Annotated in this window: 13 protein-coding genes; 7 read left to right on the forward strand and 6 right to left on the reverse strand. The window is 62.7% G+C overall.

The window, feature by feature from the left end; translation table 11 throughout:
- The first annotated feature begins 178 nt into the window (after positions 1-178).
- Positions 179-784 carry a cysteine hydrolase family protein gene (locus ACODSV_RS04365; RefSeq protein ID WP_150095221.1) on the forward strand — a complete coding sequence of 202 codons (606 nt, stop codon included), beginning with the start codon at positions 179-181 and terminating at the stop codon, positions 782-784.
- Positions 785-941: 157 nt separating this feature from the next.
- On the opposite strand, the gene treS is transcribed toward ACODSV_RS04365, so the two are convergent.
- Both treS and ACODSV_RS04375 read right to left on the reverse strand, forming a co-directional pair.
- Positions 942-3,008 (reverse strand): maltose alpha-D-glucosyltransferase, encoded by a 2,067-nt coding sequence (gene treS, locus ACODSV_RS04370; protein WP_069076053.1) that lies wholly within the window; start codon positions 3,006-3,008, stop codon positions 942-944.
- 85 nt (positions 3,009-3,093) lie between these two features.
- Positions 3,094-3,861 (reverse strand): AraC family transcriptional regulator, encoded by a 768-nt coding sequence (locus ACODSV_RS04375; RefSeq protein ID WP_069076054.1) that lies wholly within the window; start codon positions 3,859-3,861, stop codon positions 3,094-3,096.
- A gap of 187 nt (positions 3,862-4,048) precedes the next feature.
- Between ACODSV_RS04375 and ACODSV_RS04380 the strand changes: the two genes are divergently transcribed.
- The 5 genes from ACODSV_RS04380 to ACODSV_RS04400 are packed head-to-tail and all read left to right on the forward strand — an operon-like array spanning position 4,049 to position 10,487.
- The gene (locus ACODSV_RS04380; protein WP_069076055.1) at positions 4,049-5,674 is read left to right on the forward strand and encodes an APC family permease; all 1,626 of its coding nucleotides are present in this window, start codon (positions 4,049-4,051) and stop codon (positions 5,672-5,674) included.
- Between the two features lie 12 nt (positions 5,675-5,686).
- Complete coding sequence (locus ACODSV_RS04385; protein WP_150053965.1) at positions 5,687-6,613, forward strand: 4-hydroxyproline epimerase; 927 nt, start codon at positions 5,687-5,689, stop codon at positions 6,611-6,613.
- A gap of 42 nt (positions 6,614-6,655) precedes the next feature.
- Positions 6,656-7,603, forward strand: coding sequence for a dihydrodipicolinate synthase family protein (locus ACODSV_RS04390; RefSeq protein WP_024075704.1), 948 nt, complete (start codon positions 6,656-6,658; stop codon positions 7,601-7,603).
- Positions 7,604-7,661: 58 nt separating this feature from the next.
- Positions 7,662-9,233 (forward strand): aldehyde dehydrogenase (NADP(+)), encoded by a 1,572-nt coding sequence (locus ACODSV_RS04395; protein WP_150053966.1) that lies wholly within the window; start codon positions 7,662-7,664, stop codon positions 9,231-9,233.
- Between the two features lie 3 nt (positions 9,234-9,236).
- Entirely contained in the window at positions 9,237-10,487 is a 1,251-nt protein-coding gene (locus tag ACODSV_RS04400) for an NAD(P)/FAD-dependent oxidoreductase (RefSeq protein ID WP_150053967.1), read from the forward strand.
- A 68-nt stretch (positions 10,488-10,555) separates the two neighbouring features.
- On the opposite strand, the gene ACODSV_RS04405 is transcribed toward ACODSV_RS04400, so the two are convergent.
- The 3 genes from ACODSV_RS04405 to ACODSV_RS04415 form a co-directional block, all read right to left on the reverse strand.
- Complete coding sequence (locus tag ACODSV_RS04405) at positions 10,556-11,539, reverse strand: GlxA family transcriptional regulator (protein WP_190300928.1); 984 nt, start codon at positions 11,537-11,539, stop codon at positions 10,556-10,558.
- A 390-nt stretch (positions 11,540-11,929) separates the two neighbouring features.
- Positions 11,930-12,538, reverse strand: a complete 609-nt coding sequence (locus tag ACODSV_RS04410; RefSeq protein WP_024075709.1) for a LysE family translocator — start codon at positions 12,536-12,538, stop codon at positions 11,930-11,932.
- A 263-nt stretch (positions 12,539-12,801) separates the two neighbouring features.
- On the reverse strand, positions 12,802-12,951 hold the full coding sequence (locus tag ACODSV_RS04415) for a hypothetical protein (protein ID WP_173906425.1): 150 nt from the start codon (positions 12,949-12,951) through the stop codon (positions 12,802-12,804).
- Between the two features lie 212 nt (positions 12,952-13,163).
- Here ACODSV_RS04415 and ACODSV_RS04420 point away from each other — a divergent pair, with 212 nt between their 5' ends.
- Complete coding sequence (locus ACODSV_RS04420; RefSeq protein ID WP_024075711.1) at positions 13,164-13,415, forward strand: hypothetical protein; 252 nt, start codon at positions 13,164-13,166, stop codon at positions 13,413-13,415.
- A gap of 47 nt (positions 13,416-13,462) precedes the next feature.
- On the opposite strand, the gene ACODSV_RS04425 is transcribed toward ACODSV_RS04420, so the two are convergent.
- A complete protein-coding gene (locus ACODSV_RS04425; RefSeq protein ID WP_024075712.1) occupies positions 13,463-14,095 on the reverse strand; it encodes a hypothetical protein in 633 nt (210 codons plus the stop codon).
- Positions 14,096-14,134 lie beyond the last annotated feature (39 nt).

Below are 14,134 nucleotides of genomic sequence, written 5' to 3' on the forward strand. Positions count from 1 at the left end.
TCGAGGCCGTGCGATACACGCGGTCCTGAAGACAAAATGCATTAACCAACGTTGTACACTCATCGTGTGTAGCCGGAACCCAAGCGTAAAGCCATGACGCCATTCCCTATGCCCCCTGGTTGATCGGCGGCGCTTTGTGCCGTCCGACGTGGTAAATCCTACTGATCGGAGCATCACCATGAACCCGAGTACAACCGCCCTTGTGTTGATTGAATTCCAGAATGACTTCACCACCCCGGGTGGGGTCTTCCACGACGCCGTCAAAGACGTCATGCATGCCACCGACATGCTTGCCAACACCGCCACCACGGTGCAACAAGCGCGCAAACTCGGCGTGAAGATCATCCACCTGCCCATCCAGTTTGCCGACGGTTATCCAGAGCTGACCCTGCGCTCCTACGGGATTCTCAAAGGCGTGGCAGATGGCAGCGCCTTCCGCGCCGGCAGCTGGGGCGCCGAAATCACCGATGCATTGACCCATGAATCAAGTGACATCGTGGTTGAGGGCAAGCGCGGGCTGGATGGTTTCGCCACCACGGGCCTGGACCTGGTGCTACGCAACAATGGCATCCAGCATCTGGTGGTGGCGGGGTTTCTCACCAACTGTTGCGTTGAAGGCACCGTTCGAAGCGGCTACGAGAAGGGCTATGAGGTGGTGACACTGACCGATTGCACAGCGACCTTCACCGATGAACAACAACACGCCGCCGAGCAATTTACCTTGCCGATGTTTTCGCAAACGCTGAAGCACACGCAGTTCCTGGCCGCGTTGAACGCCAAATAACCCAAAAATGCCCAGCGCGAAGGGTTGCCCGTCGTGATGCGGCGGGTAATCCGGCGAGCTTGGCAATCATTGGCAGGCCCGCATCGAACGACGCCGTTGCCGGTTCCGAGTGCAGAGGCGCTGGCCAGAAACAGGCCCACGCCCCCCGGCGTTCCCACTAAAACATCGGCGAGCTACTGACCACCCGCAACGCCAACCCTTCGTACGCATCCAGCGTAATGGTGAATTCACCCTCAGCGGTCAGGTCGCCCTCCACCCGCTCATTGATGATGTCCACCACCGGCCCCGGTGCAATGTTGGGCAGGTGCAGGGTTTCTGTGATCGGCGTATCGCCGAAGTTCAGCGCGGTGATTTGTATACCTTTGCCGGCCGGCAGTTCGTGGACCATGATCAGCAAGCCAGGGTGCTCGACATCCGGTACCAGGATCTGACGGCTGGCGGCGATGTCGTAGGCGCGGCGCACGGCGAGGATTTTTTGCAGTTGGGAGGCGAACGAGTCGGGGTCCTGCAACTGGCTGTTGAGGCTGCCATACAAGGTTTTCGAGCGGGGCATCTGCCCCGCCGAAAGCTCGGCCTCCGGGTTGAGGTCCACCAGGTCATAGGCACCTCGGTGAATCCAGCGGGTGTCGCCATCCTGCATCAGGTGCGCGACCTCATCGGCCGCGAGTGGCAAGGCCCCCACCAGGTCCCAGCCTGACAGGGCAAACACCCCCGGCTGCATGGCGTTGTACATCACCAGCAGCAGGTGGATCTGGCGAATCTGCGCGATATCGGCCGGCGTGATCGCGTCAAGATCGCGGATGCCCAGCGCCGCCGTGATGATACTGGCGGTGGTGCAGGACACGCCGTTGGTAACGAACTTGAGGTTGTACGGCGCATGCTCACCCGCCAGGCGCTCATACATCTGTTCGCGGATATGCTCGCGCAGGATATTGCCGGGAAAGGTCTGGCCCTGATAAAGAAAGCTGTCATGGGCGTGCAGGGTCCAGAAGTGCACCAACTCCAGGGTCAGTTCATCATGGTTTTGCAAGGCGTGGATCAGCGAGCCGGGGTCGATGCCAAGGTTGTGCATCTGGCGCAGCATCAGGCGCAAAAACTCGGTGTCCCCCATCAGCAAGGCATGCTGGTAGGCCGGCCGGGTGATGAAGTCGTAGGACAGGTCAGCACCGCCGTGGGACATGGAGGCGATATCGTCAACGGTGAGGTTCAACTCCTGGAAGCTGAACCCGCCGGCCTTGCGGATCGCGCCACCCAGCAACTGGTTGCCGGTGATCGACAGCGGATGGCTCTCCGACCAGGCGGTGCCATCGAGCTTGCGCTCCACACCGAGAAAGCCGTTGGCATCCAGGCGCAGGATTTTTGCGCCCATCACATCGATGGAATGCAACGCGTCGCCGATGATCATCTGCTGCGCCGCAAACGTAGGGTCGAGCCAGTTCAGCGAGGGCTGGCCTTCCTTGAAGTAATGCAGGTACACCCAGCGGCGCGGCTTGCCGTCCACCCCGATGACCACCGGCGTGGTGCTCCAGTCGGTTTCCTTCACGCCGGGCTCAAAGAAGATCACCCGCTGCAACTGGCCGACGATGTAATGCTTGTCACGCAGGGCGTCCACCTGGAGTGGGCTGAGGTTCTGCGCATCACGCCCCGCGGCGACGTCGGGCAGCAATGGCCAGTCTTCCTCGCGGATTTCGACCATGTGGTAGAGCCCTGGGTAATCCTCGTAGGCCATCTCGGCCAGACGAAAATCTGCGCCCTTGCCGGTGTGCGAGGGGATCACATCGTCGATGATCACCGCATTGTGCGCCGCCGCCATGCGCGTCAACGCCTGCAACTGCGCCTCGGTGCCCAGTTGCGGGTCGATGTCGAAACTGATGCGGTCGAAATTGCCGTCGATGGTCGGCGTGTGCGTGGTCCCGGACAAGCCGCCGGACTTTTTCAACGGACCGTTGTGAATGCCCTGGATGCCGATTTTCGACAATGCATGCCACAACGTCTCATCGCCTAGCGCCTCCAGCACCGTGCCGTCTTCGCGGGTGACAATCGACGCCGGATAGGCGGTGAACCACACCGACGACAAGGCGCACGCGTCACGCGGGCGGGTCTGTGCATACGGCTGTTGCCACAAGCGGCCCTGCCCCGAATAGAGCTTGGCCCGCTGGCGCGCCGCGTGGAGCATGGATTGCTGCACCAGCCAGTGCACATGAGTGTCGTCAGCCGCCGTCATAAGCCCAATACCTGTAGTCGTGAAAAAGTTACTCGTAAGCATAGGAGCCACGACGGGGGCTATTCGTTGCATTGCAGACCCGCAACTACTGCAATTGGCGATACTGCCTGGGCGTAAACCCGGTCGACGCCTTGAACTGGCGGGTGAACGCACTGTGGTCGGTGTAGCCGCAGTGCAGGGCCACCTCGGTGATCGGCATATCGGTGTGCAACAACCGATGGGCATGGTCCAGGCGCACTTTCTGGATCATCTGGCGCGGCGTCAGGTGGAATACGCGCTTGCAGTAGCGCTCCAACTGCGCCACGGAAATGCCGGCGATACGGGTCAATTCACCCAAGGTGACACGACGGTTGAAGTGCGCGCGAATGTGCTCGTCCACGGCGGCCAGGCGTTGGTACGCCGGGTGGGTTTCGCTGGCGGATTGCAGGTCGACCGAGATGCCGGCGAGGCCAATGATCTGGCCTTCATGGTTGTACAACGGCCATTTGTGGGTCAGGCACCAGCCCGGTTCGCGAGTGCCGTAGAGATGCAGTTCAAGCTGGTCCTCCAGCACAACCCCCTGCTCGAGCACGCGTCGATCCTGTTCGGTGTAGCCCGGCCCCAATTGCTCTGGGAACACTTCGGCGCTGGTCTTGCCCAGCAGCGGTTGCAACTGCTTGAGGCCGCAGCGCTGCACCAGGGTGCGGTTGGCAAGCACGTAACGGGCGTCGATATCCTTGATGAAGATCGCGGCATTGGGGATCACATCCAGCATCGGCAATAGCTGCGCCACACCGGCCAACACCTGCTCGATGCTGTGCGGACGGCTCGCCTCGCTGCCTTGGCACAGGGTCGAAAACGCGCGCTGCAACATGACTTCCGCACCCCATTCGTGAGCCTGAGACCGAGCAGATTGCCCCATGTCCGGCGCGCTGTCGAGCGTGGGAAATTGTGCCGAATTCGTCATTCCTCGGTGCGCAAAACATCAATCGTCGCGCGGTTGATGGGTTCAGGATAGCGCCACTGCATGCCTATCCAATAACTCACAAGAAGGCGCCGCCATGTCTGCTCAAGGCAAGTTCAAGAAACAACTTTCACTGATGGACCTGACCTTTATCGGGTTGGGCGCCATCTTCGGTTCGGGCTGGTTGTTTGCAGCCAGTCATGTCTCCGCGATCGCAGGGCCTGCCGGGATTATTTCCTGGTTGATCGGCGGCTTCGCCGTTCTGCTGCTGGGCATCGTGTACTGCGAACTCGGCGCGGCCCTGCCCCGTGCAGGCGGGGTGGTGCGTTACCCGGTGTACTCCCACGGCCCGCTGCTGGGCTACCTGATGGGCTTTATTACGCTGATCGCGTTTTCCAGCCTGGTGGCGATTGAAGTGGTTGCCTCGCGCCAATACGCGGCAGCCTGGTTTCCCGAGTTGACCAAGGTCGGTTCCAGCGACCCGACGCCCCTCGGCTGGCTGGTGCAATTTGCCCTGCTGTGCCTGTTCTTCATCCTCAACTACCGCAGCGTAAAGACCTTCGCCATCGCCAATAACCTGGTGAGCGTGTTCAAGTTCATCGTGCCACTGCTGGTGATCGGCGTGCTGTTCACCTTCTTCAAGCCAGCGAACTTCCAGATGCACGGGTTTGCGCCGTTCGGCCTGTCGGGCATCGAGATGGCGGTGTCGGCCGGTGGGGTGATCTTTGCGTACCTGGGGCTGACCCCCATCATCTCGGTGGCCAGCGAAGTGAAGAACCCGCAACGCACGATTCCAATCGCGTTGATCCTTTCGGTGCTGCTGTCGACCGCCATCTATGTGCTGCTGCAAACCGCGTTCCTCGGCGGCGTGCCCACACACATGCTCGCCGATGGCTGGGCCGGCATCAGCAAGGAACTGGCGCTGCCGTATCGCGATATCGCCCTGGCGCTGGGCGTGGGATGGCTGGCCTACCTGGTGGTGGCCGACGCGGTGATCTCCCCCAGCGGCTGCGGCAACATCTACATGAACGCCACGCCGCGGGTGGTGTACGGCTGGGCGCAGACCGGCACCTTTTTCAAGATCTTCACCCGGATCGATGAGAAGTCCGGCATCCCCCGCCCGGCGCTGTGGCTGACCTTTGGCTTGTCGGTGTTCTGGACCCTGCCGTTTCCGTCCTGGGAAGCGCTGATCAATGTGGTGTCCGCCGCGCTGATCCTTAGCTACGCCGTGGCACCCGTGACCGTCGCCGCGCTGCGCCGCAATGCGCCAGGCATGGCGCGTCCGTTCCGGGTCAAGGGCATGGCGGTGCTCGGTCCGCTGTCTTTCATCATCGCCGCGCTGATCGTGTACTGGTCGGGCTGGAGCACTGTGTCGTGGCTGCTCGGCCTGCAAATCCTGATGTTTGCGGTGTACCTGCTGTGCGCCCGCTGGGTGCCCACCGCGCATGTGAGCCTCAAGCAACAGGTGCGCTCGTCAGCCTGGCTGATCGGCTTTTACGCAGTGACGATCCTGCTGTCCAAACTCGGCAGCTTTGGCGGCCTGGGCGTAATCAGCCACCCGTTCGACACCGTCGTCGTCGCCGTCAGCGCCCTGGGCATCTATTACTGGGGGGCAGCCACCGGCGTGCCAGCCCACCTGGTGCGCCTGGAGCACGACGCCGATGAGAGCGAAACCGTCGACGATCCCCACGGCAGCGCCACGCCGTCCCCGGCTTATCCCTGAATGGAGCGCGTTATGAAACGACTGCATGTCATCGACTCCCACACCGGCGGTGAACCCACGCGCCTGGTGATGAGCGGTTTCCCGGCACTGGCTGGCGCCACCATCGCCGAGCAACTCAAGCACCTGCGCACCGAGCATGATCAATGGCGCCGCGCCTGCCTGCTGGAACCGCGTGGCAACGACGTACTGGTTGGCGCGCTGTACTGCGAGCCCGTCACGCCGGGCGCCACCTGCGGGGTGATCTTCTTCAACAACGCCGGCTACCTGGGCATGTGCGGCCACGGCACCATCGGCCTGGTCGCCTCGCTTCATCACCTGGGGCGCATCGCACCGGGTGTCCACACCATTGACACCCCCGTCGGCCCGGTGGCGGCCACCCTGCATGAAGACGGCGCCGTGACCCTGCGCAACGTGCCCGCCTACCGCTATCGCCAGCAGGTGCCGGTGGAGGTCCCCGGGCATGGGGTGGTGTATGGCGATATTGCCTGGGGCGGCAACTGGTTCTTCCTGGTGTCGGACCATGGCCAGTCACTGGAGATGGCCCACGTGGAAGCGCTCACTGACTACACCTGGACGATGCTCAAGGCCCTCGAAGCCCAAGGCATCCACGGTGAAGACGGCGCGCTGATCGACCATATCGAACTGTTCGCCGACGACGCCCACGCCGACAGCCGCAACTTCGTGATGTGCCCCGGCAAAGCCTACGACCGCTCCCCTTGCGGCACCGGCACCAGCGCCAAACTCGCGTGCCTGGCCGCCGACGGCAAGCTGCGCCCCGGCGAACCCTGGGTACAAGCCAGCATTACCGGCAGCCAATTCGAAGGCCACTTCGAATGGGACGGCGAGCGCGTGCGCCCGTTCATCACCGGCCGCGCCTACATGACCGCCGACAGCACCCTGCTGATCGACGAACAGGACCCTTTCGCCTGGGGCATCTGAGCCTGGGCCCCTTTTTACTGAACGCTGCAAGGAGCTAGAACCATGAGCGACAACATCTTCACCGGCTGCATTCCCGCCCTGATGACCCCGTGCACCGCCGCGCGCCAGCCGGACTTCGACGCCCTGGTGGCCAAGGGGCGTGAACTGATCGATATCGGCATGAGCGCAGTGGTGTACTGCGGCTCCATGGGTGACTGGCCGCTGCTTTCTGAAGCCCAGCGCCAGGAAGGCGTGGCGCGCCTGGTGGCTGCGGGCGTGCCGACGATCGTCGGCACCGGCGCGGTCAACAGCCGTGAAGCAGTGTCCCACGCGGCGCATGCGGCCAAGGTCGGCGCCCATGGCTTGATGGTGATTCCCCGCGTGCTGTCCCGTGGCGCTTCGGCCACCGCGCAAAAAGCCCACTTCGCCGCGATCCTCAACGCCGCGCCCACCTTGCCGGCGGTGATCTACAACAGCCCGTACTACGGCTTCGCCACCCGCGCCGACTTGTTCTTCGAGCTGCGCCGCCAACACCCGAACCTGATCGGCTTCAAGGAATTCGGCGGTGGCGCCGACCTGCGCTACGCGGCCGAAAACATCACCTCCCAGGACGACAACGTGACCCTGATGGTCGGTGTCGACACCCAGGTGGTGCACGGCTTCGTCAACTGCAACGCCACCGGCGCCATCACCGGTATCGGCAACGCCCTGCCACGGGAAGTGCTGCAACTGGTGGCCCTGAGCAAGCAGGCCGCCAAGGGCGATGCCAAGGCCCGTCGCCTGGCCCGTGAGCTGGAGAGCGCGCTGGCGGTGCTGTCGTCGTTCGACGAAGGCTGCGACCTGGTGCTGTACTACAAGCACCTGATGGTACTCAACGGCGACCAGGGCTACGCCTTGCACTTCAACGAAACCGATGCACTCAGCGATGCCCAGCGGCACTATGCCGAGAACCAGTACGCACTGTTCCGCCAGTGGTACGCCAACTGGTCGGCTGAACAGAACCTCGCATAACCCCGTGCGCCGCTGCGGTTCCTGCAGCGGCCAACCCTCTGTTTTCCAGGATGATCCCATGACTCTGACGGGCAAGATGCTGATAGGCCGGCAACCCCTTTGCGGCACGCGCGAGGCGATCCGGGCCATCAACCCCGCGACCCACACGCCAATGGAGCCCGCCTACGCCGGCGGTGAACGCCAACAGGTTGAGCAAGCCTGCGCCCTCGCCTGGGCCGCGTTCGACAGCTACCGCGAAACCACCCTGGCCGATCGCGCCACATTTCTCGACACCATCGCCGAGCACATCGAGGCCCTGGGGGATGAATTGATCGAACGCGCGAGCGCCGAAACCGGCCTGCCGCGCCCGCGCATCCAGGGCGAACGCGCGCGCACCTGCGGGCAACTGCGCACGTTTGCGCGCTGCGTCCGTGCCGGGGAATGGCTGGACGTACGCGTGGACACGGCACAGCCGGAGCGCCAGCCAATGGCCCGCCCCGACCTGCGTCAGCGCCACATCCCACTGGGCCCTGTCGCGGTGTTCGGCGCGAGCAATTTCCCCCTGGCCTTCTCTGTCGCGGGCGGCGACACCGCGTCGGCACTGGCCGCCGGTTGCCCGGTGATCGTCAAGGCCCATGGCGCCCACCCCGGCACCAGTGAGCTGGTCGGCCGCGCGATTGCCCAGGCCGTTAACGACTGCGGCCTGCCCGAGGGCGTGTTTTCCTTGCTGTACGGCTCCGGTCACGAGGTCGGGATCACGCTGGTGACCGACCCGCGCATCAAGGCCGTAGGCTTTACCGGTTCGCGCAGTGGCGGTATGGCGCTGACCCAGGCAGCGCAGGCACGGCCGGAACCGATTCCGGTGTATGCGGAAATGAGTTCGATCAACCCGGTGTACCTGTTTCCTGCCGCGCTGCAAGCCCGGGGCGAAGCCTTGGCACAGGGGTTTGTTGCGTCGCTGACCCAGGGAGCGGGCCAGTTTTGTACCAACCCCGGCCTGGTGATTGCGGTTCAAGGTGCCGCCCTGGACCGCTTCGTCAACCGGGTCAGCGAGCTACTGCCGCGCAGCCCGGCCCAGACCATGCTCACTGCGGGGATTTTCAGTGCCTATGCAGAGGGCGTCGAGGCATTGACCCGTCACGCCCGGCTCGTCGCGCAGGGCCAGGCGGCGCAAGGTCCGAATCAAGGCCAGGCCCATCTGTTCCTGGCCTCGGCCGACGCGTTCCTGGGCAACGCCCATTTGCAGGCCGAAGTCTTCGGCGCCACTTCGCTGGTGGTGGCGTGCGCCGATGAGGAGCAAGTACGCCGGGTATCCGAACACCTCGAAGGCCAACTCACCGCGACCCTGCACCTGGATGAAGACGACCTGGTGCCTGCACGCACGCTGCTGCCGGTATTGGAGCGCAAGGCCGGTCGCCTGCTGGTCAACGGCTGGCCGACGGGGGTCGAAGTGTGCGACGCCATGGTCCATGGCGGCCCCTTCCCCGCCACCTCGGACTCGCGCAGCACCTCGGTGGGCACAGCGGCAATCCTGCGATTCCTGCGCCCGGTGTGCTACCAGGATTTCCCGGACAGCTTGCTGCCGACCGCACTCCAGCACAGCAACCCGCTGCTGTTGCGGCGCCTGCTCGACGGCCAGAGAGAGGCGTAGACCATGGCCGATTCCAACCCAACGGATATCGCCATCGTCGGCGCCGGCATCATTGGCGTCGCCTGTGCCTTGCAGTTGGCGCGCCAGGGCCGCCAGGTGGTGGTGATCGACCCACAGGACCCCGGCATGGGGGCCTCCTATGGCAATGCCGGCCACCTGGCCACCGAACAAGTGTTCCCCATTGCCGACCTGTCGATCCTCAAGCGCCTGCCCGCCATGCTGCTGGACCCCATGGGCCCACTGCGCCTGGACTGGAAATACCTGCCCCGCGCCCTGCCCTGGTTCGCACGCCTGCTGTTGAACCTGCGCCCGGCCAGCTACCAGCGCACCGTGGCCGGTATTCGTGCGCTCAATGAAAGCAGCCTCGGCGCCTGGCAGCGCCTGCTCGACAGCATCGCGCAGCCGCAGTTACTGCGCCAGGACGGCTCGTTGCTGGTGTTCGAGCGGGCCGCTTCGCGCGCGACGCTCGAGGCGCTGCGCCAGCGCATGCAACAACAAGGCGTGCCCGTGGATGTGTGGTCAAGCGCCGATATACGCCGCGCCGCGCCACAGCTGAGCGAGCAGCTCCTGGGCGGGTTGTTTTTTCCGGCGACAGGGCACTTTCTCGACCCTTACCAGGTGGTCTGCGCATTAGTCAGCGCCGCCCAGGCCAGCGGCGTGCAGTTCCTCAAGCGGCGGGTGCTGGATGGACGGGTTGACGCCCAGGGCGTGTCGCTGAGCACCGACCAAGGCCCGTTGGCCGCGCGCCAGGTCTTGATCGCCTGCGGTGCCCACTCGGCAAAACTCACCGCCGCGCTGACCGGTAAAAAAGTCCCGCTGGACACCGAGCGTGGCTATCACCTGATGCTGCCCCAGGAACACGGGCGACTGCCATTCGCCGTCACCTCCCTGGAGCGCAAGTTCATCATGACCCCCATGGCTGGCGGCCTGCGCCTGGCCGGCACCGTCGAATTCGCCGGCCTCGAGCGCCCGGCCAACATGCAGCGCGCCTGGCAATTGCAACGGCTGAGCGAAGGCTTGTTTCGCCAGGCGTTGAACGCGCAGGACGCCACACCCTGGATGGGGTTCAGGCCATCGTTGCCGGATTCGCTGCCCGTGATTGACCGGGTGTGCGATGGCAAGGTGTTGTTGGCGTTTGGGCATCAGCATTTGGGGTTGACGCAGGCCGCGGTAACGGCGGAGTGGGTGGTGCGACTGGCTTCAGCGCCGGCGACACTCTCCGGCATGGACGCCTATCGACTGGATCGCTTTTGAGAACACTCGCCGGGGCAGACTTCTTCCCGGTTGACGTCGCCGCCCGACAGCACATCGCCTGCGTCAGGCTATTTGACCAAGCGTTTTTCCTTGGAGGGGCGGTATCCAAAATACGCGCTATAACACTTGCTGAAATGACTCGGCGACACAAACCCGCATGCCACCAGCACATCCACCTGGGACAGCTCGGTGTGCTGCAACAAACGCCGTGCCTCGGTCACGCGCAGTTCCATGTAATAGCGCTGCGGCGTGGTGCCCAGTTGCTCCTTGAACAGCCGTTCGAGCTGGCGACGGGAGCGGCCGACATAGACAGCGAGTTGGTCGAGCTCAAGGGGCTCTTCAAGGTTGGCGTCCATCAGCTTGACCACTTCGCGTAGCGGCGCACTGACGCAGACGTTTTCCGTCGGTTTGATGCGCCGGTAGCGCGATTCTTCAAACGCGAGGATGTCTTCGATACCTTCGACCAGGGCTTTGCCGTGCAGGCCCTTGATCCAGTCGAGGGCCATATGGAAGGCACCGGAGGGGCTGGAAGCGGTGAGGCGGTCGCGGTCGATGACGTAGGGTTCGCTGGTGACATGGGTGGCCTTGGACACTTCCGCAAGTGCCGGGCGATGTTCGGGGTGGGTCGCGCAACGATAGCCCTGCAACAGGCCGGCGCGGCCGAGGAACCAGGCGCCGTTCCACAACCCGGCGAGGCTGACACCCTGCTCGGCGGCGGTGCGCAGCAGGTGGATGAAATCGTCGTTGGCCTTGAGTTCGGTGCGCAAGCCACCGCAGATCACCAACAGATCCAGCGCCTGCAGCGCCGCGATATCAAGGCACGCGTCGGGGCGGATCACCAGACCCAGGTCACTGATGACTTCGCCCTCGTCGCAGCCAAAAGTGCGCGAGGCAAACAGTTCAGGGCGCAACAGGTTGGCGGTGACGAAGGTGTCGAGGGTCTGGGTAAATGCCGGCAAAGAGAAGTGTTCCAGCAGCAAGAAGCCGACGCGGGTGACCGACGCCGGCTGCTGGGAGGGATCATCGAGGTAGCGCAAGTTCTTGCCTTTCATGCCGCCGCTGAATTGACGTCTTTCCATCGAGGGTTGGCCCACTGTTATTGTTGATGCCGTGGGCGCCATCTTAGGGGCAAATGCGGCGGCTGTCTCAGTCGGTACGCTACGGCCGGCGCTGTACCAAGGTGCGCTGGGTCTCTGATCTTGTTAAAACCGGGCCCTTGGAAAGCCCGTGGCACAGCCTCACAAACGCATCTGATACGGTTTTTTCGTCGTCATCTGGGTCTGTATCGAAAACCGCCCGGGGCGGACAATGGCACACATCCCGACACTTCTGTCGCTCCCCTTCCCTTCGGAGGCCTTATGACCAAGATGGCACTTTTCCTGTTCGGCTTTTTGGTACTGACCATCGGCATCGGCCTGTTGGCGACCATTTCGCCGGTCTGATCAACTTGCAAACAGCATCGGATACAGCGATAGCACCAACAAGCCCGCCATCGACAGGTTGAACAACCGCAACCAGCGTGGCTCGCGCAACACATTGCGCAGGCCCGTGCCGCAGCCCACCCACACGCACACACTGGGCAGGTTGACCACGGCAAAGACCAGCGCAATCACCAGCACGTTGGTGACATAGCCCTCGACCGGCGTGTAGGTGGTGATGGCTCCCAGCGCCATGATCCACGCCTTGGGATTGACCCACTGGAACGCCGCCGCCCCCAGGAAGGTCATGGGCGTGCCGTGCTCATCGCTGCTTTCGGACATGCCGCCCGCGGTCGCGATCTTCCACGCCAGGTACAGCAGGTACGCCGCGCCCACATAGCGCAACAGCGTGTAGGCCCAAGGGAATAGCTTGAACACCTCGCCCAGGCCCAGGCCGACCGAAATCACCAGCAGCATGAAGCCGATACTGATCCCCAGCGCATGGGGCATCGAGCGACGAAAGCCGAAGTTGACGCCCGAGGCGAGCAACATGGTGTTATTCGGACCGGGCGTGATCGAAGAAACGAAGGCAAACAGCACAAAGGCCGATAACAGGCTGGTCGACATGAACATGATGGGCATCCAAACGGGCGGTATGCCTGCGACGATAATGGGTTGTGGGGCCCGTTGCCCCGTACAGCCAGGGGTAGATCGAGGCGTACAATTTGATGGCAGCGCTTTCACAAACCTTTCACAGGCAAGCGTCTAAGTTGAACCCAGCTCCTAGTGAACATCCCCTTTAGCCCGCTCTCCCCATCGCGGGCTTTTCTTTGCCTTGGATTTGGCCGATGCAAAAAAAAAGAGGCAAGCCCTTGGCTTGCCTCCCTTGCCTGCTATCAGCGCAAGCCAGGACCACCAGGCCCGCCAGGACCATGGCCACCGCCATGACCGCCGCCACCGCCCGGAGGCATGAACATCCAGCAACCGGACAAGGTCGACAGCAGCGCGATAACCACAACTGCCTTGGTTAGATAACTTAACTTCATGACCACACTCTCTTACTTGACGAGATTAACTTCTCGCACGGTATGACAGCGCAAAACAAAGTGCGTCACGACTATCGTGTAACCTGATGGTAGGGTTTGTAAGGTGGGCGGTACACACTGCCCACCCACAGCTTGAGTGTCGCTGTATGCGTCACTGGGTAAGAACATGCCTGGAATTCGAGGAACTTGAACAGCACCGACCGGAGAATTAAATGGAAGAACTGATACAGGGGCTCGACGGGCCCAGGACTGCTCAGCAAGAACTGTTTTACGACCTGGAAGATGCGGCAGCGGTGATTGGATGGTCAGTGGTTGAACTGACAGCGATAGCCGCAAGCGGCAAAACCCCGGCTGAGACGCAAGCGCTGATGAGAATATGCGCGCTGCTGGCGGCTCAGCAGGAAAAGCTCAGTGTGTACGCGGATGAAGTAAAAGACCAATGCATCCTCAGGCCCGACGCCTGACTGGGATGCGAGTGCAACTGGGCAGTGCCTGGAGGGGCATGCACCCTTCACTTGTCCAGATTCAATAGTTCGTGCATCCGCTCCCCTATCATCCCCCGCAACCAGGCTGCATGAAACTCCATTTCTTCCAGAGAACTACCTTCAGCCAATCGATATTCGGACACATTGCCCTTCGGTCCCTGGCATACGACGCTGAAATGGCCATGGCGATCAAACATGGCGACCACGTAAGGGCAGATATAAATGATGTCGCTGAATGGCACGCGCACTTCGATGGGTTTACGGACGCGATGGGTGACAGTGAGTGTAAGGAGCTGCTGGTTTTCGTCGAACGTAAAGGCCTGCACTCGAGGCGCGGAGGAAGCCCAGGCAAGCATCACCCCCATGAGCACCGCTGTGCCAAGCAGGGGCAGGATAAGCCACGACTCCGTAAAGCTCGTCCCATGGCTGGGCGGCACACCTTGCATGGCTTCGAGGCCGAGAATAACCAACATCACCAGCCCGTAGCCCGGCAACAGCAAAAGCAACCCCACGAAGAAACCAAAAAGGCCCAGACCAGTGCTGCCAACGACCGGTATATTCGGGCCGTAATGCCAGATAGGTGGATGGGCGGCGGGGGTTTTAGTGCCTGGTGCGGCTAAAGGCGTTGCGACGAGGTGAGGCGGGCTTTGACGATTCATCCAGCAGGCTCCAGGAATGCAGCACAGACGTTATCACTG

Source organism: Pseudomonas sp. FG86 (assembly GCF_057808775.1).